Raw genomic sequence first — 20,593 nt, 5'->3', positions numbered from 1 at the left:
TGTGGGCTCGCGCGACGCTGCGGCTGAGGCCGAGGCGGCGCCTGCCGTCGAGCCCTCGGACGCCCCCCAGCCGGAGCCGGCCGAAGGCCTGCTGTGGCGCATCGACCCCGCGGCCTCGCTGCTGCAGGTGCTGGCCTTCCGGCAAGGGGCGCTGGCCGGCCTCGGGCACAACCACGTCGTCACGGCGCCCCGGCTGCAGGGCTGGCTGCAGCTGCCGGCCGATGCCCAGGACCCGACCCGGCTCAGCCCCGCCCAGCTCGCCCGCACCCGCTTCGCGCTGGCCCTGCGCCTGGAGGACGTGGCGCTGGACGAGCCCGCACGGCGCGCGCAGCTCGGGCCCGCTTTCGCGTCCCGGCCGGATGCCCAAGCCATCGCCGGGACCCGCGCCAACCTGCTGGGCCCGGCCATGCTCGATGCCGCCCGCCACCCCTGGCTGCGCGTGCAGTCGGTGATGCTGCGCGGCGAGGGCGCGCAGGTGCTGGCGGAGGTCGAGATCGACTGGCATGGCCAGCAGCGGCGCTGGCGACTGCCGCTGGCGCTGGCAATGGCGCCCTCAACGGAGGGTCAGGTCTTGCGCGTGCAAGGTCAGCTGGCCCTGCGCCTCACTGACTTCGGCATTCAGCCCCTGAGCCTGCTGGGCGGAATGCTGGCTGTGCAGGACGACATCGGGGTGACCCTGGATCTGGCGCTGCGTCCGCGTTGACCGCATGGCAGCAAGGCCGGGGGCCCGACAGGCGCTCATCGCCCGCCTTCGGCCGCTTAAGACCTTGCTAAGTCCACCCCGCCATGCTTCGGCCTGGACACCAGGAGAGAGGCCCATGAAAAAACCCGTGATGCAATGGCTGCGCGAGAACCGCGGCTTCCTGATCTTCCTGCTGTGCTTCGGTTTCTTCCGCACGGCGATCGCGGACTGGAATCCGATTCCCACCGGCTCCATGCGCCCCAATCTGCTGGAGGGCGACGTGGTGCTGGTCAACCGCGTGGCCTACGACTTCAAGCTGCCGCTGAGCCAGATCGTGCTCGCCCGCCTGGGGGACCCGCAGCGCGGGGACATCATCACCTTCAGCTCCCCCAAGGACGGCACCCGCCTGATCAAGCGCGTGGTGGCCGTGGGTGGTGACCAGGTCGAGATGCGCGACGAGCGCCTCTACATCAACGGCGAAGCGGCCGCCTACGAGAACGAGACCCCGGTGCGCGAGCCCATTGCAGGCATCGGCGACTGGCCGGCCCGCCGCGTGCAGGAGCGCGTGGGCGGCCAGACCCGGCTGGTGCAGTGGCTGGACGGCGTGCACGCACGCTCCAGCTTCGAGCCCCTCACCGTGCCGCCCGGCCAGCTGCTGGTGCTGGGCGACAACCGCGACAACAGCACCGACTCCCGCTATATCGGCCTCGTGCCCCGCGAGGCCGTGATCGGGCGTGCGCATCACATCCTCGCCTCGGCGGACATCGATGGCTTCTGGACGCCGCGCTTTGATCGCTTCGGGATGGTGTTGAGGTGAGGGGTTGGCGGCGCTGTGCCGCCGTGACTCCGCCCGGCCCTCAGTGCCTGGCCTGCCGCTCGAAGAAGTCCCAGACCAAGGCAGGCCCGTTGGGCTCTGTCGGCGAGGGCCCCAAGAGGCGGGGGTGGCGCGCCCAGGGCTTGGGCAGCCCGTGGCCGGCGCCATGCAGGGTGACCAGTTCGGCCTCGGTGTGGCCGTCGGCCGCTTGCCAGCGCGCGTGCTCAATACGGCTGCCCTGCGCCGTGGGCGTCCCGGTGAGCCGGGGCGTGCCGGCGATGGCGGTGCGGTCAGCGAAGTACTGGGCCGAGGCGGTGGACGAGAGGACCTGCCCGCCCTTGTAGAACAGCCCCAGCAGGTTGATCTCACCGTCGCCGTAGGGCACCAGCGGGTCCTCGGTACCGTTCAGGATCATGACCGAGGAGGCCGGCGCAGCTGAATCTAGCATCGACTCGGGCCGGGGCCGCCGCGGCTTGCTGTTCGAGCGCCGCCTGTCGCACGATCGGGTCGGGCGGATGGGGCCGGCACCGTCTGTCGAATCCGCACCGCCCCGTTCGTCGTACCAGGGAAGCCCCGCTTGCGGGCCTCACCCACCCCAGGAGCCCCTCATGTCCAGATCCCTCTTCATCAGCCTGCCCGTGGCCGACGTCCCGCGGTCCATCACCTTCTACGAAGCCCTGGGCTTCACCCGCAACCCGCGGATGAGCGACGACAGCGGGGCCTGCATGGTCTGGAGCGAAGCCATCAGCGTGATGCTGGTCTCGCATGCCAAGTGGCGCTCCTTCACGCAGCGGCCCTTTCCGCCGGCCGGCAGCTGCGACCACATGCATTCCCTGGTGCTGGAAAGCCGCGCGGCCGTGGACGCCATGAACGAAGCCGCGGCTGCCCATGGCGGAACGGCTGACGTGAACCCGATGGAGGACCACGGCTTCATGCTCACCCGCGACCTGGCCGACCCGGACGGCCATATGTGGGCCGCGCTGTGGATGGACCCGGCGGCCATGGCCGGCGCCGGCCAGGGAACCGGCGGCACAGGCTCAAGGCCTGAGCCTGCCCATGAGAAAGGGCGCCCCGCGGGGCGCCCTCGTCATGCATGAGGCGGGTCTCAGGCCTTGGCGTTCACGCCCAGCAGGCGGCGGTACAGCAGGATGCCCAGGCCCGCGAAGGCCAGGCCGCCCAGCCACTTGCTGGCGGTGTGGAAGCTGTCGCCCACCAGGGCCAGGGGCTCGCCCTGGCCGGAGAACACGACGATGGCGGCCAGGATCACGCCGATCAGGCTCTCGCCCACGATCATGCCGGAGGCCAGCAGCACGCCCAGCTGCTTGGTGGCTTCGGGCTGGGCGCTGCGTTCGGCGCGGCGGTCAAAGTACCAGCCGGCGATGGCGCCCACCACGATCATCAGCGTGCTGTTGAGCGGCAGGTAGATGCCCAGGCCGATGGCCAGGGGCGGGAGATAGACCTTGCCGCTGCTGGCGCGCTTCAGGAACTCGTCCACCACGATGGCGGTGACGCCGATGAGGGCGCCGATGGCGATCAGGTTCCAGTTCAGGTCCCCCTGGATCACGCCCTTGGCCAGGGCCGAGATCAGTGCGGCCTGCGGTGCGGCCAGCGCCGTGGCCGGGTTGGCGCCGGGCGCACCGGCAAAGCCGTAGGCCTTGTTCAGCAGGTCCAGCACGGGCGGAATCACCACCGCGCCGGCCAGCACGCCGATGATCAGGGCCACCTGCTGGCGCCAGGGCGTGGCGTCCACCAACTGGCCGGTCTTCAGGTCCTGCAGGTTGTCATTGGAGATGGTGGCCACAGCAAAGACGACGGCCGTCACGAACAGGGCGAAGGCCACCAGGGCCTGCCCGGCCGTGGCCGGCAGCAGGGGCTTGACGGCAAAGGCCAGCAGCAGCGCGATGCCCAGCACCACCAGGATGCCCACGCCGGACAGCGGGCTGTTGGAGGAGCCGATCAGGCCTGCCATGTAGCCGCACACGGCGGCCACGAAGAAGCTCATCAGCACGATGTACACCAGGCCGCCCACAACCAGCAGGGCCATATGCTCACCCAGGCCGGCGCCGCCGATGAAGTGCGACAGCATGAAGCCGATGGGCAGCAGGCAGGCCGCGGTGATCAGGCCCACGGTGCCGATGGGGATGTCGCGCTCGGTGCGCGGCAGGCTGGCGCCCTGGCCGGCCTTGCGCACCTTGTTGGCCATTAGCGCGCCATGCAGGCCGTCGAAGACCGGGCGCGCCAGCTTGACCAAAGTCCACAGGGCGGCCACGCCGATGGCACCGGCGCCGAGGAAGCGCACCTGCTTGCTCCAGACGGTCCGGGCGATGTCCTGGATCGGGCCCGAGCCCTCCACCAGGCCGCTGAGGTAGGGCACGGCGGCGCCCCAGCCGATCAGCGCGCCGACCAGGATGGCCAGGCCCACCCACAGGCCCACCAGGTGGCCCACGGCCAGCAGGGCGAAGCTGAGGTTGAAGTCATAGCCGCTGGCGCTGTTGGAGCTGCCGGAGACGCGGAAGTAGTCGGCGATCTTGTCGGCGAAAACCTTGGTGGCGATCACCACCGCGAAGCCGGCTGACACCAGCGAGCCCATCACGATGGCGCGCAGGCCCTGGCGGCTGCTCTCGCCGGCGGCCTCGCCGTCGGCATGGCCCACCTTGAGCACCTCGGCGCAGGCGACGCCTTCGGGGTAGGGCAGGGGCGAGTTGGTGACCAGGGCGCGGCGCAGGGGAATGGAATACATCACGCCCAGCACGCCGCCCAGGGCGCAGATGGTGACTGAGACCCAGTACGGGAAGCCTGTCCACCAGCCGATCATCACCAGGCCGGGCAGCACGAAGATGATGGAGGACAACGTGCCTGCCGAGGAGGCGATGGTCTGCACGATATTGGTCTCGCCGATGGAGTTCCCCGCGAAGCGCCGCAGCAGGGCCATGGAGATCACGGCGGCCGGGATGGAGGTCGCGAAGGTCAGGCCGGCCTTGAGGCCGAAGTAGACGTTGGCCGCGGTGAAGACCAGGGTGATGAGGATGCCCAGCACGATGCCGCGCAGGGTCAGCTCACTCCCCAGGGGGGGGTGGGGGTGGGTCGAGGGTGTCTGAGACGAGCTCATGGCACGGCTTCCTTATTGGCGTGGCGGGCCCGGCCGGAGGGCAGGCCCTGGAAGCCGGCATCATCGCGCGTGTAGCCGCAGCCGGGATCGGGTCGATTACGGGGTGGGCGACTGGCGCCCCGGCTCGCGGGGTCTGCCTGGGGCCAGGTCTTGCTCAGGCGGCCGGCGTCGGCGCGCGCAGGCGCAGCACCATGAGGTCCTTGTCCAGCTGGCGGCCGTCGGGCAGGACGATGGCGCCCTCCAGGCGGCCATAGCGGACAAAGCCGCAGCGTTCGTAGAGGCGGCGCGCGGGGGTGTTGCTGCGGGTCACGCTGAGGGTCACCAGCTGCAGGGCCTCGTCCTGGGCCAGCAGGGCCAGGGCAGCCTGCATCAGGGCGTGTCCCAGGCCGCGGCCCTGGGCGGCCTCGTCCACCATCATGCCCACGATGTGGGCGATGTGGCGGATCTTGGCGCGGCCGTCGCACTCCGCGGAAAGGGCGCCCAGCAGCTGCCGGCCGTCCCAGGCCAGCAGGGTGAAGAGGCAGTGCCCGGCGCCGCTGAGGCGGCTGCGGTAGCTCGCAGCCTCGCGGCCTCGCTCGGCGGCGGCGTCGGAGGTGAAGGCCTCCTCGTGGCGGGCCAGCATGGCGTCGCGCAGGGCTTTGTAGGCCTTGAGGTCGGATTCGCGCATGAGGCGAATCTCAAGTCCCGGCGGCAGGGTCCGGGCGAAGACGGTGGAGTGGGTGGCTAGGGCTGGGAACATGCGCCAAGCATAGGGGAAACACGGCCGGGCCTGTCAGGCCTTGCAGCTTGGCAGCGGGGCGCCCTTTGCCATCATGGCCCGGCGGTGTCACGGGGGGCCATCAGCTGCCCCGTGGCACCGCAGGCTCTGCAGTGCCGGGAGCACCGTGGCGGCCTGCCGACAGCCGTGGGCCGCTTCCCTCACAGTTCATGCAACGAGGAAGCCATGACCCTGATCCGTCCCCTTGCCGCCTGTCTGCTGGGCGCCGTCCTGCCGCTCGCGAGCCTGGCACAGTCCACCGATACCCATCCCCGGCCGATCACCGTCGCGCGTCCGGTGGCCGCCGATCTGCGCTTTGCTGTCGATCCGCGCCAGGCCCTGGGCAGCACCGAACGCCGCCTGAGCCAGCAGCTGCGCTCGCAGGGCGCGGACTTCGTGAAGGTGCACTTCGCCGAGTTCCGCCTGCCGGCCGGCGCCTATGTGCTGGTCGCCTCGGCGGATGGCCGCGAGGCGCATCGCTACGAGGCCGAGCCCCAGGCCAACCGCACCTTCGACCGCAACCAGGGTGAGGACGGGGTGACGCGCTTTGCCGCGCTCTCGGTCTTCGGCGACAGCGCCACCGTGACCCTGGTGCTGCCGCCCGGCGTGGCCTGGGGCGCCTCGCACGCCCTGCGCATCGACCAGTTCCATGCCGGCCAGATCTCGGCAGCGGAGCGCACCACGCTGTCCGTCTGCGGCACGGACGAGCGCCGCGACCCGGTCTGCTTCGCCAGCAGCAATCCCACCCAGGTGGACCGCACCCGCCCGGTGGCGCGCCTGCTGATGGCAGGCAGCAGCCTGTGCACGGGCTGGCGCGTGGGCCCGGACAATCGCATGTTCACCAACAACCACTGCTTCGCCGATCAGTCCACGCTGACCAATACCGAGGTCTGGTTCAACTACCAGAAGACGAGCTGCGGCGGCAGCACCCTGGCCGCTGTGACCAAGGTGACCGGCGGCACCCTGCTCAAGACCGACGCCACCCTGGACTACACCCTGTTCACCATCAACAACTTCGCCAATGTGGCCAGCTTCGGCTACCTGGGGCTGGACGTGCACGACCCCATCCTCAACGAGACCATCTACATCGCCCAGCACGGCGGCGGCAAGCCCAAGCAGCTGGCCCTCACCAGCGACCAGGACGGCGGCGGCAACTGCAAGATCAACAATGCAAACGCCAATGGCAACGGCACGGGCACGGACGTCGCCTACTACTGTGACACCGAAGGCGGCTCGTCCGGTTCGCCCGTGATCGCTGGCTCCAGCAACAAGGCCCTGGCCCTGCACCATTTCGGCGGCTGCACCAACCAGGGCGTGAAGATCAGCAAGATCTGGCCCCAGGTCGCCACCCACTTCAACAACCAAGTGCCCGATGGCGACGGCGGCACCGGCGGCAACAACACGCCGCCCGTGGCCAGCTTCACCAGCAGCTGCACGGGCCTGGCCTGCACCTTCTCGGGCGCGGGCTCCAGCGATGCCGACGGCAGCATCGTCAGCTACGCCTGGACCTTCGGTGACAGCACGACCGGCAGCGGCCTGCAGCCCGCTCACACCTATGCCGGCGCGGGCAGCTACACGGTCAGCCTGACCGTCACCGACGACAAGGGGGCCAGCAACAGCAAGTCCGCCACCGTGAGCGTGACCGGCGGCGGCAGCGGTTTCCCCAAGACCAATCTGTCCGCCAGCAAGGGCAGCTGGTTGAGCTACACCTATACCGTGCCCTCCGGCGTCAGCAGCGTCACCTTCGCCAGCAGCGGCGGCAGCGGCGATGCCGACCTCTACCTGCGCAAGGGCGCGGCGCCCACGACCAGCAGCTACGGCTGCCGCTCCTGGAGCAGCAGCAACACCGAAAGCTGCACCCTGGCCGTGGCGGCGGGCGATGTGGTGTACGTTGGGCTCTATGCCTATGCCACGTTCTCGGGCGTGACGCTGAGCCTCAAGTGAGTTCGCGCTGAAGCCGGCCGGCTCGCCCGGCCATGGGCAGGCCCTGCGGGGCCTGTTCCGGCTTCTGCGTGGACCCTCGTCGGGGCGCGGGTCCGCAGGGAGGGCGGCTGGAGGCAAGACCTGACCCCGTGGCCGTCCTGGTCGATGGCCTGAGTGAAGGGCAGGAGGTCAGGAGGGCAACGCGCGGGCGCGGTGAGCCTGCGAGTGCCATCAAGGCGGCGCCACACGCGCGTTCCAGCGATCTGCCAGCGCGGCCAGGGCCTCGGGGGTGTTGGCATTGGCCAGCATCAGGGCGTCTTCGGCACGGTCGAAGCGAACGCGGACGTGCGGCTGGCTGCCGAGCCACTGGCCCAGGCGTCGTTCGCCGGCGGCCAGGGCCTGGGCCAGCGGTGCCGCCAAGGACCGGTGCATCAGGGCCAGGGCCGGGTGCAGGCGCCAGCCGCCGCGCTCCTCGTCCGGGCCTTCCACCAGGGCGACCCGTGCCTCGGGCGCCTGGCCCAGCGCGGTGGCCAGGCGTGCCGCCAGGTCCGGGACCAGGGCAGGGCTGTCGCAGGGCACGCTCAGCAGCCAGTCGGTCCCGCAGGCCTGCAGGCCGGTCAGCAGGCCCGCCAGCGGGCCCAGGAAACCGGGCAGGCAGTCCTCCAGCACCGGCACGCCCAGGGCGGCATAGGCCCCGGCATGGCGGTTGGCACTCATCAGCACCTGGCCCACCTGCGGTGCCAGGCGCTCCAGGGCATGGGCTGCCAGCGGTCGTCCGTGCAGCAGGAGCAGGCCCTTGTCCTGCCCACCCATGCGGCGGCCCTCGCCACCGGCAAGGATGAGGCCGGTGATCTGTGCCGGCCCGGGGCCCCGCTCAGCCACGGCGCACCCGGTCATCGGCGGGGCTGGGCCGATGCGTCTCTTCAGGAAAGTCATCGCCCAGCAGCTGGCGGCCCTTCATCACAGCCAGGATCCAGGTCCCGATCAGCCAGGTCAGCACCATGCTGAGGCAGAAGAGGATGGCGCCCGTCACCATGTAGTCCACCAGCAGCTGCTGGCGTTCGGCGTCGTTGTGCAGCCCCGGTTGCTGCCCCAGCTTGATCCAGGCCCCCAGCAGCCAGGGCACCACGAAGCTCAGCGCCGTCAGCAGCAGCGCCCGCCGCCGCACCGGTGGCGTGAACCAGCCCGTGAGGGCTTCGTGGAAATGCTCGGGAGGTGAGGGGGGCATGGCGGTCTCGATGTCAATCAGCCCCGAATGCCCGGGACAAGAAGCTTGCCGATCTGTACACGCCGCCCTGGACAGGGCCGCGCCAGCGGGCCCTCAGGCACGAGGGCCGAGGATCCGGCTTTGCCGGTCCTGCGGGTCCCGCTCTGTGCGTCCCTGACCGGGCCGAATCTCCCTGCAGCGCCCGTCAGCCAGCCGGGCCGCGCCAGCGGGCCCTCAGGCACGACGGCCGAGGATCCGGCTTTGCCGGTCCTACGGCCGTGCCCCCTCGGGGGGGCTGGCGAAGCCGGTAGGGGGGGGGCCATTCACCCTCCGATGTAGTGCATCTCGATGCGCCGCTGCCCACTCCCCGGCTCGGCCATCAGCTCGGAGCGCAGCTCGGAATAGCGGTCCGCCCGGCGGTTCCACAAGGCGGCCAGGGTGGCGACCAGGGACTCGTCGTCCAGGGCTGCATGCCCGCGCTCGCCCCGCAGCAGGGCACGCAGGTCGTGGCCGCCGCTGGCGAAGAGACAGGTGTAGAGCTGGCCCTCGGTGGAGAGTCGCGCGCGGTTGCAGTCCCCGCAGAAGGCCTGGGTGACGCTGGAGATCAGGCCGATCTCGCCCTTGCCGTCGGCATAGGCCCAGCGCTCGGCGGTCTCGCCCGGCGCGCTGGCCGACAGAGGCACCATCTCCCAATGCTCGCGCAGCCTCGCCAGCACCTGGGCCGAGGGCAGGACCTCGTCCATGCGCCAGCCGTTGCTGGCGCCCACGTCCATGTACTCGATGAAGCGCAGGACCACGCCCGTGCCCCTGAAATGCCGGGCCAGGGGCAGGATCTGGTCCTCGTTGGTGCCGCGCTTGACCACCATGTTCACCTTGATGGGCCCCAGGCCCACGGATTGCGCGGCCTCGATGCCCGCCAGCACCTCGCCCACCGGGAAACCGACGTCGTTCATGCGCTGGAAGATGGCGTCGTCCAAGGCGTCCAGGCTCACCGTGACCCGTTGCAGGCCGGCGTCCTTCAGGGCGCGGGCCTTGCGGGCCAGCAGGGAGCCGTTGGTCGTCAGCGTGAGGTCCAGGGGCTGCCCTTGCGGCGTGCGCAGGGGCGCCAGCAACTCGACCAGGCGCTCCACATGCTTGCGCAGCAGGGGCTCGCCGCCCGTCAGCCGCAGCTTCTGCACCCCAAGGCGCACGAAGACGCCAGCCAGCCGGGTGATCTCCTCGAAGCTCAGCAGCTCGCCGTGCGAGAGGAAGGGGTGGTAGTGGTCGAAAACCTCTTTCGGCATGCAGTAGCTGCAGCGGAAGTTGCAGCGGTCCGTCACCGAGATGCGGAGGTCGCGCAAGGGGCGCCCGCGGGCGTCCAGCAAGGCGGTGCCCGGCTCGGGCAGGGCGATCCCGGCCGGGCGGGGCGGCACCGGGGAGCGCTGGCGCTGGTCCAGCAGGGGGATCACGCGTTCGGACATGGTGCCATTGTGCCGCGCGCCGCCGGTGGTCGCCGGGGGAAGGGCAATGGGCTTGAGCAAGGTCAAGGCCCGCGCTAGGCCTGCCGGTGCGGGTGCCGGCGGTGACAAATCACGAATGCAGGGCGCTTCGGCCGGCGCCGTCAGCTTCGTGAGGGGCTGGGCCGGATCATGGCCGCATGCGCTCGTCAGACCGGCCCCTCTCTCGCCGCCAGTGTCTCCAGGCCGTCCTGGGGGCGGGCGTCGTGGCGGCGCCGGCCTGGTCCGCTCCCTCGCCCCTGGGCCTGGACCAGCTGCTGGGCTACGCGAACTCGCTGCCGCCCCTGAGTTTCGAGGAAGGCGGGCGGGTCCACGGCCTCTTCGTCGATCTCTTCCGGGAGATGGCCGCCCAGCTGGGCCTGCCCGGCTGGGTGGAGATCCAGCCCTTCCTGCGCTTGCAGCAGGCAACCATGCTGGGGCCGGGCGTGGTGGCCTTCCCCCTGGTGCGCCTGCCCGAGCGCGAGGACATGTACCTCTGGATCGGCCCCGTGCTGCGCCGCCGGGTGATGCTCTACCGCCTGGCCCAACGCAGCGAGCTGGAATTCCGAGGCTGGTCCCGACTGGGCTCGGCGCAGGTGGTGGTCAACAAAGGCACGGCCACGCATCGCAAGCTGCTGGAGGAGTTCCATGTGTCGCCGGCGCAGCTGCAGGTCTCCGTCAACTACACGACGGCGCTGCGCATGCTGGTGGCCGGCCGGGCCGAGTTCCTGGCCATGAACGAACTGGCGGCGGCCTGGGCGGTCCGCCAGTTGGGCCTGGGCACCGAGGTGCTGAAGCCTCTCCAGGAGCTGGACGGCGAGGGCGCCTACTGGTTCGGCGTGGTCCCCGGGGCCCGTGCCCTGGCGCAGCAACTGCAGGACGCGCTGGAGCAGCTGCGCCGGCAGGGGCGGCTGGACGCGCTGCGGCGGCAGTACGGCGTCTGAGGCCGGGGGATTTCACAGCGGCCTGCACGCCTGGGCCAGCGCGGTGTCCAGGGCCTGCGCCAGCCAGTCCATGAACACCCGCACCCGCCGCGGCGTGTGCCGGCGCGCGCTGCGCAGCAGGGTGATGGGCAGGCGCGGGGCCTCGAATCCGGGCAGCAGGCGCTCCAGTCGGCCCTGGGCCAGGGCCTCGCGCACGCCGGTGATCGGCAGCTGAACGATGCCCGCGCCGGCCAGGGCCGCGGCCTCGAAGGCGTCGGTGTTGTTGACGGACACCCGCCAAGGCAGGGCCAGGTGCTGCAGGAGACCGCCCGCGTCCTGCCACTCGAAGACGGCCTCGCGCTCGGCAAAGGTCTGGCTGTAGTGCACCAGGGCATGCCCTTGCCGGCGAAGGTCCTCGGGCGTCTGGGGGCGACCGCGGCGATCCAGATAGGCCGGGCTGGCCACGTTGACCATGGGCAGATGGCCCAGGGGCCGCGCCACCAGGCTGGTGTCATGCACGGGGCCGATGCGCAGCACGGCGTCCACGCCTTCCTCGATCAGATCGACCCGGCGATCGGTGCAGCTCAGCTCCAGCTGCAGGCCCGGGTGTGCGTCCAGAAAGGCCGGCAGGGCGGGAAAGACCGCCTGCAGCGCCAGGCGCACTGGCAGGTCCACGCGCAGGCGGCCGCCGAGCTCGCCTTCCTGCTGGAACAGGGTGGCCATCTCGGCGGCCTCGTCCAGCAGGGCGCGGGCGCGTTCCAACAGCAGGCTGCCGTCCGGCGTCAGGCTGACTCGGCGGGTGGTGCGCTGCAGCAGCCGTGTGCCCAGACGCGACTCCAGCTCGCCGACGATCTGGCTCACCCGCGCCTTGGGCAGGCCCAGTCCCTCGGCCGCCCGGCTGAAATGCGCCAGCTCGGCCACGCGCACGAAGACACGGAGCGAAGAGAGGTCGAGTTCGCGGCTGTTGTTCATGAATTCTGGAACATTCAATTCAATTTGACTGACTTTATGCGCAATGGGCCGATCAATAAAGTGAAGACATCCCTCAACCGATGCAGGACCTCGCCATGAACAAGCCCACTCCAACCTCCCCCCTCACCCTGATCACCGGCGGCAGCCGTGGCCTGGGCGCCGCCATGGCCCTGGCGCTGGCCCGCAGCGGCCACGACGTGTTGATCACCTACCGCGAGTCGATCGCGGGCGCGCAGGCCGTGGTGGCGCAGATCCAGACACTCGGCCGCCGCGCCGCCGCGCTGCCGCTGGAGATGGCGCAGATCGACGGCTTCCCGGCCTTCGTCCAGGCCCTGAAGGCGCAGCTGGCCGACTGGGGTCGAGAGCAGCTTGACGGCCTGGTCAACAACGCCGGAGCCGGCCTGCATGCCAGCGTGGTCGAGACCACGCCGGTCCAGATGGAGCAGATGTGGCGCCTTCACCTGCAGGGCCCCTTCTTCCTGACTCAGGCTCTGCTGCCTCTGCTGTCAGACGGTGCCCGCCTGCTCAACATCTCCAGCGGTCTGACCCGCTTCACCGTGCCGGGCTACGCAGGCTATGCCGCGATGAAGGGGGCGGTGGAGGTGATGAGCCGCTACCAGGCCAGGGAGCTGGCGGCGCGCGGCATCCGCGTCAACACCCTGGCTCCCGGCGCCATCGCCACCGATTTCGGCGGCGGCGCGGTGCGTGACAACGCCCAGCTCAATGCCTACCTGGCCTCGGTCACGGCCCTGGGGCGGGTGGGCGAGGCCGAGGACATCGGCGGTGCCGTGGCCGCCCTGATGCAGCCGGGTGCGGCCTGGATCACCGGCCAGCGCATCGAGGCCTCGGGCGGCATGTTCCTCTGAGGTGCCTCAGGCAGGCGGGGGCGGAGCCGCCGCTTCCGGTCCCCCATCCTTCAGCCAGTAGCCGCTGCCCAGCAGACGCTCGCGCACCTGGGCGCGGGCCCGGTGCAGTCGGCTCTTCACCGCTTCCAGGCTCAGACCCAGCTCGGCGGCCACCTCGGGGCCGCTGAGCTCATGCACATCGCGCAGCAGCAGCACCTCACGGTAGGGCGGGCTCAGGGCCTGCAGGGCGCGGACCAGGTCCCGGCGCAGGTCCAGGGGCAGGGCGGGTGCTTCGGGGTGGTCCTGCGCGGCCAGCTCGTCCAGGGGCACGTGGCGCGGGTGGCCGCGCAGCAGCCGCCAGCATTCACGCTCGACGATGCGGAACAGCCAGGTGGTGAAGGTCGCCACCGTGCGCAGGGTGCCGATGCGCCGGTGCAGCTGCCACAGGGCCAGCTGCACGGCGTCCTCGGCGTCCTCGGTGCTGGCACAGCTGCGCCGGGCAAAGCGCCGCAGGTCTGGCTGGCAGCGGCGCAGCAGTTCATCCAGGGCCTGGGGGTTTCCCGCGCGGGCGGCCTCGACCAGGGGGGCATGGGCAGGATTCATGGCTGACGGTCCAGGGGGCGGCGCCCCATCATCGCGCAGGCCGGGCAAAAGCCCAGCAGGGCGGTGAGCGCCAGGCCCAGGGCCGAGCCGCCCAGCAGCCAGGCCCAGGCCGGGCCGAGTCCGGCGAAGCCGGCCGCCAGGGCCAGCAAGGTGGCGCCCGCCAGGCGTGCGATGCGTTCAACCGCGGGCACATTGCGTTTCAGATAGAACATGGACAGCCTCCCGGGCTGGCAGTGGATGACCCGGGACAAGAGGCAGGGAAGTCGCCAAAGGATTCAGCCGCGCGAATAAATTTTCTGCGGCGCCGCTCAGGGCGCCAGCGGCAGGAACTCCATGGTCCAGTTCTCCTCCCAGGTCTGGCCGCCGTCCGGCGAGAAGGCCTGGCTCCAGCGCGGCGGCTTGCCGGGCTCGGCCAGCCAGGTGAAGCGCACGCGGATAGGGCGGCCGTCCAACTGGTCCTCGGCCAGGAATTCGCCGCGATGGCCCTGGAATCCGCCCACAACGGGGGTGTCCAGTTGGCCAGGCAGGCGGCCATCCAGCCACCAGATGGACCATTGACGCTGGGCCGCGTCATAGGAACGCAGGGCCACGGCCCGCACTTCGCCCTCGGGCAGCTGGAGCAGGTTGTCCTCCAGGTTGCCGAAGCCGCCCAGCACCGGGCGCGCGGACGACAGCCCTTCGAAGGCCACCCATTCCTGGCAACCCTGCAGTCGCCTGAGCAGGCGGCGATGGCGCACACGCCAGTGGCCGTGGATGAAGTCGAAGTCCTTCGGGGCGTCGTCGCGCATGGGAATCGGGGCGGGCAGGTTCATGGGCGTCTTGGGTGAATCGGGATGGCAAGGCCCGCAGCCTAAGGCCGGCCCCTGCCACCGTCTGTCAGCAGGCTGCGGCAGCGGTGGGCCTGCACAATGCAGCGCCATGGACATCCTTCTGCACCCGGCCCGGCCGGAAGACATCGCCGCCTGCGTCGAGTTGCGCGGCCGCACCCGCGAGAACGCCGTCCCGGCCGAGCGCCTGGCGGCCCTGGGCATCACCGTGGAGTCCTGGTCCGGCGAGGTCCGGCGCGGCGAGCTGATCGGATATGTCGCCTGGCAGGGCGGGCAGATGGCCGGCTATGCCTTTGGCAACGTCGCCAGCGGTGAGGTCGTGGTGCTGGCCCTGCTGCCCGCCTATGAGGGCCAGGGCCTGGGCCGCCGCCTGCTGCAGTGCCTGATGACGGACCTGCGGGCTCGTGGCCACCAGCGGCTCTTCCTGGGCTGCGCCAGCGATCCGACGCTGCGTTCCCCCGGCTTCTACCGCCACCTGGGCTGGCGGCCCACCGGCCGTCGGGACCGTTACGGCGACGAGGAGCTGGAGTTTCTGTTCGAGCTGGCCGGGCCCTGAGCCCCCGGGCCTTGCCTGTGCGCCGCTCCGGCGGGCACCTCAGGCGCTTCGGGCCTCGTCCATCCAGGCATTGGTCCGGGCATAGTCCAGCGGCTGTGCCCAGGCCTGGAACTCGCCGTGCCGGTGCAGGGCCGTCATGCCATCCAGCAGCGCGCCATAGCAGGACTTGAACAGCGATGCGCCCGCGCTCAGGCGGCGCACACCGGCCGCGCGCAGGGCCTCGGCGCCGGGCAGGCCGGGCCAGCTCATCAGGTTCAGCGGCAGCGCTGCCGCCCCGGCCAGGCGGCGGGCCACGTCCAGGTCGGCGAGGCCGGGCAGGAAGAGGCCGTCGGCACCGGCGGCCGTGTAACGCGCCATCCGCGAGCGGGCCTCGTCCTCCAGCGCCTCGGCGGGCTGGCGGCGCAGCAGGTAGGTGTCGATGCGGGCATTGATGAACAGGCCCGGCCGGGGCAGGGCCTCGCGCAGGGTACGCAGCTTGGCTTCCATCAGCTCGGCGGGCTGCTGACCGTCTTCCAGGTTGATGCCGGCGACGCCCAGCGCCAGCAGCGCCTGGACCAGCTCGAGCACGATGCCGGGGTCGTCGCTGTAGCCGTTCTCGATGTCCACACTGAGGGGCAGAGGGCTGACGCGCTGGATGCGCGCCACGGCGCCCAGCAGCTCCTCGCGGGGCAGCAGCCCGCCATCGGCATGGCCCAGGGACCAGGCCAGGGCCGCGCTGCTGGTGGCCAGGGCGCGGGCGCCGGCCTGCCGGGCGAGCACGGCGCTGCCGGCGTCCCAGACATTGGCCAGGATCAGCAGCTGGCCGGGGGCATGCAGGGCGTGGAAGTCTTGAAGGTCTTGAGAGCGCGTGCTCATGGAAGTCATAGCGGTGCAGGCAGGTCGTGGGAGGGAGCCTGTACTCTAGACGCCAGGGCGCCGCGGGGTTGGACGGAATCGGACCTCTGCCTCGTCCAGCACGCAAACCGTGGGCAAGGCGGGGCGGGCGTCCGGTGCACGCCGGTCAGGGCGTCTTCTGCTGCTGGGACTGCAGGCGTTGCGTCTCGGACTTGATCATGTCCTCCAGCTCGCCCAGGTGGGCCTGCACGCGCCGCTGGCCCATTTGCATGCCCTGTGCCATCAGCGCGGGAAGGCGCTCGATGGCCTTGCGGCCCACGGGCGTTTGGTAGAACTCGCGCAGGGCGGCAAGCTCCTCGCCGCTGAACTCCTTGGCGTAGATGTCGATCAGCTCGCCCTTGAGCCCCTCGTAGCTCATGTACTTGGCCATGAAGCTGAGCATCACCGCCCGGTAGGGGGCGAGCTTGGGCTGGCGCTGAATCTGGGCATCCAGCGAGGTCTCGATGGATTCCTGCAGCACCCGCTGCAGGTTGAGGGTGTCGAGCAGGCGGGCGGCCTCGACGGGAGCCGTGTCGGCTGCAAAGCCCAGGCTGCTGAAGCCCAGGGTGGCGATGGCGACGGCGGTCTTGATATGACGCTTCATGGGAACTCCGGTTCTTGGTCTCGTGCGGCGCCTGCCTTCGCGGAGGCGGCCCGGCGCTGCATGCAGGACGCACTTGTACCCTGGATTTCAGCTGGAGCGGGGCGAACTGGCGTCGGCCGCGTTGGGCGCGGCGCTGCCGGACTTCACCCGCGCAGCGGGGGCGCCGCCACGCTGGGTGGCCGGCGGCGGCCGGTTGCCACCCCGGCTGCGATGGCGCCGATCGCGGCGCGCCAATTCCGTGATCGGTGTCATGCAATGCCGCCCTCTGGGCGCGCGCTGCCGCAGGCGCCCTGGCGTCTGTCGCGCCGTGGGGCGGCTCCAGACAGCACAGGGCCGGCAATGCAGCGGTCCGACCTGTCCCCTCAGATCACGCCACGCCGGACCTTGTCCCCCAGCACGGTGATGCCACGCTGGCCGTCGGCCAGGGGCGCGGTCACCAGGCCCAGGTCTTGCAGGCGCTGCTGGATGGGCTCCGGCACGATGCGGCCACCGGGCTGCTGGGGCATGTACCAGAGGTGGTCGCGTTCCTCGGGAGTCAGGTGGACGGTGGGGACTTCTTGGCTCATGGGCGGCATTGTGCCGTGGGCGCGCCGGGGCTTCAGCGGCCCGAGGGCGCAGCCGCGCTGGCGGGCACCGGGCTGTCCAGCAGCGAACGACCATCGCGGCTGGCGCGGTTCCTGAGCGCCAGGACTTCCAGGCTGTCGCCGCTGGCGGCCTGGAAGTCCTGGGCGAAGGCCCATTCGCCCAGCCGCATGCGCTTGCGCAGCTCGGCATGGTCGAAGGCGGCGACGCGGCAACCCTCCTGCGGCAGTCGGTGTGCCCAGCGCTCCGCCTGGGCCTGGCTGCGATCCATCTCGGCCTGCACCAGGGCCTCATAGCGCAGGGCGCGGCGCTCCCACTCCGGGCGCTGGTCATGGGTGGGCGGCACCAGGCGGCGTGCCAGGGCCAGGGCCAGTCCGCGGCCCAGGAGGTGGGAGCTGCCCCACATCAGCTGGGCGATGCGCTCGCAGTGAGTGGCCATGGCGGGCTGGGTGCGGGCCGCCTGGCAGCCGTCCAGCACGGGGCGCATGGCGGGCAGATTCCAGGACGCCAGGACACCGGCCATGAGCTCCAGCTCGGCCATCTGGCGCAGGCCGGGCGTTGTGGCAACGCTCAGCTCGGCCAGGGCCTGGCTCAGGGGCAGCAGGTAGTCCTCGCTGCGCTGGGCCTCCCGACCCATGCGCTCGATCAGATAGGCCGTCTGCTCCGTCCCCGTCTGCGCCATCCAGGCCATCAGGTTGTCCGGCTCCAGGCGCGCCCACTGGGCCTTGTCGACTGCCGTGCAGGCCTGGCCCTTGCACGGGCGCTGCAGGGCCAGGGCGGTGACCATGGGATCGGTGCTGCGCCGGGCAAGGTCCTGCAGATGGGCGCGGCTGGGCGTGTCGCCAGCGAGGTAGTCGGCGATGGCCTGGGAGCGCAGGTCCTTGCGATCCCGAAGGACGCTGATCCAGAAGGCCAGCACCTGTTCCCGTGCCTGGGCCATCAGCAGCTCCGCCTCGCCGGTGTCCTCGGCCGCCTCGTCGGCCGTGTCCCTGATCTGCCGGGCCTCTCGCTGCTGTTCCTCCTTGTGGGCTTCCTGTAGTCCGTAGCCGCACCAATCCTCGCGCATGCGGCGGGCGCGGGGCGTGAGGCCGTCCGGCCGCGGAGCCGCCAACAGCGGGCTCGGCGCAGGTGTCGATCGGGCGAACGAAGGCAGCGGCTGGGGTGCCGGTGCAGATGCCCGCGAGGCAGCCGCCGGTCGCGGGGCCGGAGCCTGCGGGGGCGGCATCGGGTCCTGCGGCTCCCGCCACTGCCTCCACCCCAGGCTGCTGCCCAGGACCAGCAGGGCAAGTGCGGCGATCCAGCGGTGCTTCCCAGTCATGCGCATCCCTCGGCCGGGGAGTGTAGACCGAGCGTTGGCGGTTCGCTGACAGGCGGGCGCTGGCGACCGCGCCGCTCACAGAAAGGGCCTGCCGGATCCGAACGCCCCCGAGGGCTGTGCGCATAGCGACTTGTGGAGCCGCAGCCCCGCTCCACCGAATGTGGGTGCGCACTCAACAGGCGGCTCAGCGCGCGCCGGTAGCGTCGCCCGGACGCCGCGGGTTTGCCGCCATGATGCTGTCAGAGTTGACAGGTGTCGACCCGCCACCGCCTCGCCTTAGCCTGCGCGGCGGCCGGGGCGGCCTCATGCGCTGCCCTGCGCCACGAGCCTGCGCAGGCCCTTCGAATGGCCCGCGCTATCTGGAAGCAAGACCAGTCCATTGACGAGGGAGTGAACCCATGAGAGTGATCCAAGCGATCGGATGCGCCCTGGCCATCCTGCTGTCCGCGAACACGGCCCAGGCCCGCAGCGGCAACACCTACCAGTCCTCATTGAGCGGCAGCAGCTATGCGGCTTCCGCCACCTGGCAGGGCAGCGCCACCCCCCTGAGCGGCGGGGACCTGGCGCAGTCGGCGCAGATGAGCAGCCTGATCGGCACGGCCCAGGGCTACTACCAGGGCATCCAGTGGGCCCTGAACGACGCGGTGCGCGCCGCGGTGGCGCAGTCCGGCGATGTCTCGGTGCGGATGAAATACCCTTCCGGCGTGCTGCGAGGCACCCTGAACGCCTCGCTCTCGGGCCTGCAGGGCGGGAACATCCGCTTCCGTCTGGACGGCCTGCGCTATGACGTCGTGCTGCAGGCCAACGGGCGTTCTGGCCCGGTGAGCTTCGAGTGCAATGTCTCGCTAACCATCGGTTCCATCGTCGCCACCCTGGACTACAACCCCTACACCGGTGCCATCAGCGGCGCCAACGTCAGCTTCGAGCCCAGCCAGACCACCGGCTGCGACAACTCGCTGGGCTGGGTGCCCTGGCTGGGTGACTACATCAACGGCAAGCTGGCCGGTGCCGCCGGCCAGATCGCCCTGGCCACTGGCAGCTTCTCGGGCAGGGTCCTTGACATCGCGCCGCAGCAGGCCCTGTTCGGCTTCGTCAATGCGATCCAGCCCAATACCTACCTTTACGGCGGCGTGGACGTGGGCATGTACCTGAAGAACAACATCCAGACCCTTTACGTGAACAAGCAGGTCCGGCTCTCGGTGGCGGATCCCGCCTCGTTCTATGTTCCCTCCCTGAACCATGTGCCCAGCCCCAGCTTGCGTTCCGGCAAGGCGCTGGGCATCGAGTTCCTGGACAGCGGGGTCTCCCAGGTGGGCTTCCAGATCAACCTGACGCGCAGCTTCAACTGGGTGCTGATCGAAGGGGAGGAGTGAGCCCCGGCGCGGGCCGCGACCTCACTTGAGCGCGGCCCGCCGTGCTTGCACCGCTTCTCGCACGATGGGCAACAGGGAAGCGGTGTCGGCATGCCCTGCCTCCAGTGCGCCGAGGAATTCCCGTCGCATGCGGGGTTCCCAGAACTTCTGGAGGTGCAGGGCGATGCCGTCGAGGGCCTCGGCATGGTCGGGCATGGCCTGGAAGAAGGTGCCGATCTGGTTGGCCATGCGGACGAGTTTGGCGATATCCATGGTGTGTCGCGATGCGTGTTCAGTGAGGCGTGGCGCCGGCACCTCGTGGGTCCAGGTCCAGGCGCTCGGGATGGCAGTAGACCACCAGGTCCTGGCCGCGGGCGAAGCCGACGAGCGTCATGCCGGCCTGCGTGGCGGTGGCCACGGCAAAGCTGGTGGGCGCGGAGACGGCTGCCAGCAGGGGCACGCCGGCCATGGCGGTCTTCTGCACCATCTCGAAGCTGGCGCGGCTGGTGACGGCGATGAAGCCCTCGCTGGCCTTCACGCCCATGCGGGCCAGGGCGCCGATGAGCTTGTCCAGGGCGTTGTGCCGGCCCACGTCCTCCCGCAGCCAGCGAAGCTCGCCCTCGGCCGAGCACCAGGCGGCGGCGTGCACGGCGCCGGTGGCCTGCTGCAGGGTCTGCTGCTCGCAGAACTGGCTCATGGCATGGGCGATGGCCTCGCCGCGCAAGACCTGACCCCCTGATGCCGGCAGCTCGGGAAGGTCGCGCGCCACATGAGCCAGGCTCTCGGTGCCGCACAGGCCGCAGCCGGTGCGGCCGGCCAGGCTGCGGCGGCGCTCCTTCAGTCGAAGGAAGGCACCGCTGGCGATCTCCAGCTTGAGGGTGATGCCTTGCGGACCGGGCACTTCCTCCACACCGTAGAGCTCTTGCGGGCCTTGCAAGATGCCCTCGCTGAGTGAGAAGCCCAGGGCGAAGTCCGCCAGGTCCAGGGGCGTGGCCAGCATCACGGCGTGACTGACGCCGTTGTACTCCAGGGCCACGGGCACCTCGTCGGCCACCCAGTCCAGCAGCTCCGCGCTGTGCCCGCCGCGCACTCGGCGCACCGGCAGGGCGCGGGCACCCTCGCAGAAGTCCAGCGCGGGTGTGGTCCGGGAGCGGGCGCGCTTCATCGGGGC

General features: G+C 70.8%; 25 protein-coding genes. 8 read left to right on the top strand and 17 right to left on the bottom strand.

Annotation, left to right across the window (positions count from 1 at the left end):
- Positions 1-703, top strand: a 703-nt coding sequence (locus H5407_RS19425; RefSeq protein WP_183106147.1) for a YceI family protein, incomplete at its 5' end; no start/stop codon positions are given.
- A 115-nt stretch (positions 704-818) separates the two neighbouring features.
- Positions 819-1,499 (top strand): signal peptidase I, encoded by a 681-nt coding sequence (gene lepB, locus H5407_RS19420; RefSeq protein ID WP_183106146.1) that lies wholly within the window; start codon positions 819-821, stop codon positions 1,497-1,499.
- 40 nt (positions 1,500-1,539) lie between these two features.
- Here lepB and H5407_RS19415 read toward each other — a convergent pair whose 3' ends face one another.
- Complete coding sequence (locus H5407_RS19415) at positions 1,540-1,911, bottom strand: hypothetical protein (RefSeq protein WP_183106145.1); 372 nt, start codon at positions 1,909-1,911, stop codon at positions 1,540-1,542.
- Positions 1,912-2,104: 193 nt separating this feature from the next.
- Between H5407_RS19415 and H5407_RS19410 the strand changes: the two genes are divergently transcribed.
- Complete coding sequence (locus H5407_RS19410) at positions 2,105-2,593, top strand: VOC family protein (RefSeq protein WP_255501331.1); 489 nt, start codon at positions 2,105-2,107, stop codon at positions 2,591-2,593.
- Positions 2,594-2,601: 8 nt separating this feature from the next.
- On the opposite strand, the gene H5407_RS19405 is transcribed toward H5407_RS19410, so the two are convergent.
- Together H5407_RS19405 and H5407_RS19400 are read right to left on the bottom strand one after the other, a co-directional pair.
- The gene (locus H5407_RS19405) at positions 2,602-4,605 is read right to left on the bottom strand and encodes an OPT family oligopeptide transporter (RefSeq protein WP_183106144.1); all 2,004 of its coding nucleotides are present in this window, start codon (positions 4,603-4,605) and stop codon (positions 2,602-2,604) included.
- Between the two features lie 154 nt (positions 4,606-4,759).
- On the bottom strand, positions 4,760-5,344 hold the full coding sequence (locus H5407_RS19400; RefSeq protein WP_183106143.1) for a GNAT family N-acetyltransferase: 585 nt from the start codon (positions 5,342-5,344) through the stop codon (positions 4,760-4,762).
- Between the two features lie 204 nt (positions 5,345-5,548).
- Between H5407_RS19400 and H5407_RS19395 the strand changes: the two genes are divergently transcribed.
- On the top strand, positions 5,549-7,306 hold the full coding sequence (locus tag H5407_RS19395) for a PKD domain-containing protein (protein WP_183106142.1): 1,758 nt from the start codon (positions 5,549-5,551) through the stop codon (positions 7,304-7,306).
- Positions 7,307-7,516: 210 nt separating this feature from the next.
- Here the strand turns inward: H5407_RS19395 and mobA are convergent, their stop codons facing one another.
- The 3 genes from mobA to moaA all read right to left on the bottom strand — a co-directional run bounded on the left by mobA (position 7,517) and on the right by moaA (position 9,952).
- On the bottom strand, positions 7,517-8,167 hold the full coding sequence (mobA, locus tag H5407_RS19390) for a molybdenum cofactor guanylyltransferase MobA (RefSeq protein WP_310737672.1): 651 nt from the start codon (positions 8,165-8,167) through the stop codon (positions 7,517-7,519).
- Positions 8,160-8,513, bottom strand: a complete 354-nt coding sequence (locus tag H5407_RS19385; protein WP_183106140.1) for a hypothetical protein — start codon at positions 8,511-8,513, stop codon at positions 8,160-8,162. The genes mobA and H5407_RS19385 overlap by 8 nt, the downstream gene beginning before the upstream one ends.
- Before the next feature lie 302 nt (positions 8,514-8,815).
- Positions 8,816-9,952, bottom strand: coding sequence for a GTP 3',8-cyclase MoaA (gene moaA, locus H5407_RS19380; RefSeq protein WP_183106139.1), 1,137 nt, complete (start codon positions 9,950-9,952; stop codon positions 8,816-8,818).
- A 176-nt stretch (positions 9,953-10,128) separates the two neighbouring features.
- On the opposite strand from moaA, the gene H5407_RS19375 reads away from it, so the two are divergent.
- Positions 10,129-10,911: an ABC transporter substrate-binding protein gene (locus H5407_RS19375; RefSeq protein ID WP_183106138.1), complete on the top strand. Its 783-nt coding sequence runs from the start codon at positions 10,129-10,131 to the stop codon at positions 10,909-10,911.
- Between the two features lie 12 nt (positions 10,912-10,923).
- Here H5407_RS19375 and H5407_RS19370 read toward each other — a convergent pair whose 3' ends face one another.
- Positions 10,924-11,862, bottom strand: coding sequence for a LysR family transcriptional regulator (locus tag H5407_RS19370; protein WP_183106137.1), 939 nt, complete (start codon positions 11,860-11,862; stop codon positions 10,924-10,926).
- 95 nt (positions 11,863-11,957) lie between these two features.
- Here H5407_RS19370 and H5407_RS19365 point away from each other — a divergent pair, with 95 nt between their 5' ends.
- Positions 11,958-12,728 carry an SDR family NAD(P)-dependent oxidoreductase gene (locus H5407_RS19365; protein ID WP_183106136.1) on the top strand — a complete coding sequence of 257 codons (771 nt, stop codon included), beginning with the start codon at positions 11,958-11,960 and terminating at the stop codon, positions 12,726-12,728.
- 6 nt (positions 12,729-12,734) lie between these two features.
- Here the strand turns inward: H5407_RS19365 and H5407_RS19360 are convergent, their stop codons facing one another.
- The 3 genes from H5407_RS19360 to H5407_RS19350 form a co-directional block, all read right to left on the bottom strand.
- The gene (locus tag H5407_RS19360) at positions 12,735-13,310 is read right to left on the bottom strand and encodes an RNA polymerase sigma factor (protein ID WP_183106135.1); all 576 of its coding nucleotides are present in this window, start codon (positions 13,308-13,310) and stop codon (positions 12,735-12,737) included.
- Positions 13,307-13,522 carry a YgaP-like transmembrane domain gene (locus H5407_RS19355; RefSeq protein ID WP_183106134.1) on the bottom strand — a complete coding sequence of 72 codons (216 nt, stop codon included), beginning with the start codon at positions 13,520-13,522 and terminating at the stop codon, positions 13,307-13,309. Before H5407_RS19355 ends, H5407_RS19360 begins: the two co-directional genes overlap by 4 nt.
- Before the next feature lie 96 nt (positions 13,523-13,618).
- The gene (locus H5407_RS19350; protein WP_220800689.1) at positions 13,619-14,122 is read right to left on the bottom strand and encodes a DUF1579 domain-containing protein; all 504 of its coding nucleotides are present in this window, start codon (positions 14,120-14,122) and stop codon (positions 13,619-13,621) included.
- A 106-nt stretch (positions 14,123-14,228) separates the two neighbouring features.
- Here H5407_RS19350 and H5407_RS19345 point away from each other — a divergent pair, with 106 nt between their 5' ends.
- Positions 14,229-14,693, top strand: a complete 465-nt coding sequence (locus tag H5407_RS19345) for a GNAT family N-acetyltransferase (protein ID WP_183106133.1) — start codon at positions 14,229-14,231, stop codon at positions 14,691-14,693.
- Positions 14,694-14,732: 39 nt separating this feature from the next.
- On the opposite strand, the gene H5407_RS19340 is transcribed toward H5407_RS19345, so the two are convergent.
- The 5 genes from H5407_RS19340 to H5407_RS19320 all read right to left on the bottom strand — a co-directional run bounded on the left by H5407_RS19340 (position 14,733) and on the right by H5407_RS19320 (position 17,863).
- Positions 14,733-15,548 carry an isocitrate lyase/phosphoenolpyruvate mutase family protein gene (locus H5407_RS19340; protein ID WP_183106132.1) on the bottom strand — a complete coding sequence of 272 codons (816 nt, stop codon included), beginning with the start codon at positions 15,546-15,548 and terminating at the stop codon, positions 14,733-14,735.
- A 145-nt stretch (positions 15,549-15,693) separates the two neighbouring features.
- Positions 15,694-16,170 carry a DUF2059 domain-containing protein gene (locus H5407_RS19335; protein WP_183106131.1) on the bottom strand — a complete coding sequence of 159 codons (477 nt, stop codon included), beginning with the start codon at positions 16,168-16,170 and terminating at the stop codon, positions 15,694-15,696.
- A gap of 87 nt (positions 16,171-16,257) precedes the next feature.
- Positions 16,258-16,422, bottom strand: a complete 165-nt coding sequence (locus H5407_RS19330; protein ID WP_183106130.1) for a hypothetical protein — start codon at positions 16,420-16,422, stop codon at positions 16,258-16,260.
- Positions 16,423-16,532: 110 nt separating this feature from the next.
- A complete protein-coding gene (locus H5407_RS19325) occupies positions 16,533-16,736 on the bottom strand; it encodes a hypothetical protein (RefSeq protein WP_183106129.1) in 204 nt (67 codons plus the stop codon).
- A 32-nt stretch (positions 16,737-16,768) separates the two neighbouring features.
- A complete protein-coding gene (locus tag H5407_RS19320) occupies positions 16,769-17,863 on the bottom strand; it encodes a hypothetical protein (protein ID WP_183106128.1) in 1,095 nt (364 codons plus the stop codon).
- Positions 17,864-18,468: 605 nt separating this feature from the next.
- Between H5407_RS19320 and H5407_RS19315 the strand changes: the two genes are divergently transcribed.
- Positions 18,469-19,443, top strand: a complete 975-nt coding sequence (locus H5407_RS19315; protein ID WP_183106127.1) for a hypothetical protein — start codon at positions 18,469-18,471, stop codon at positions 19,441-19,443.
- Positions 19,444-19,464: 21 nt separating this feature from the next.
- On the opposite strand, the gene H5407_RS19310 is transcribed toward H5407_RS19315, so the two are convergent.
- Together H5407_RS19310 and fdhD are read right to left on the bottom strand one after the other, a co-directional pair.
- Entirely contained in the window at positions 19,465-19,695 is a 231-nt protein-coding gene (locus H5407_RS19310; RefSeq protein WP_183106126.1) for a formate dehydrogenase subunit delta, read from the bottom strand.
- A gap of 19 nt (positions 19,696-19,714) precedes the next feature.
- Positions 19,715-20,587 (bottom strand): formate dehydrogenase accessory sulfurtransferase FdhD, encoded by an 873-nt coding sequence (gene fdhD, locus H5407_RS19305; protein ID WP_183106150.1) that lies wholly within the window; start codon positions 20,585-20,587, stop codon positions 19,715-19,717.
- Positions 20,588-20,593: the final 6 nt, after the last annotated feature.

It is taken from the genome of Mitsuaria sp. WAJ17, assembly GCF_014174515.1.
In the GTDB taxonomy this organism is placed as follows: domain Bacteria; phylum Pseudomonadota; class Gammaproteobacteria; order Burkholderiales; family Burkholderiaceae_C; genus Roseateles_B.
This window is presented reverse-complemented; position numbering and strand designations above follow the sequence as displayed.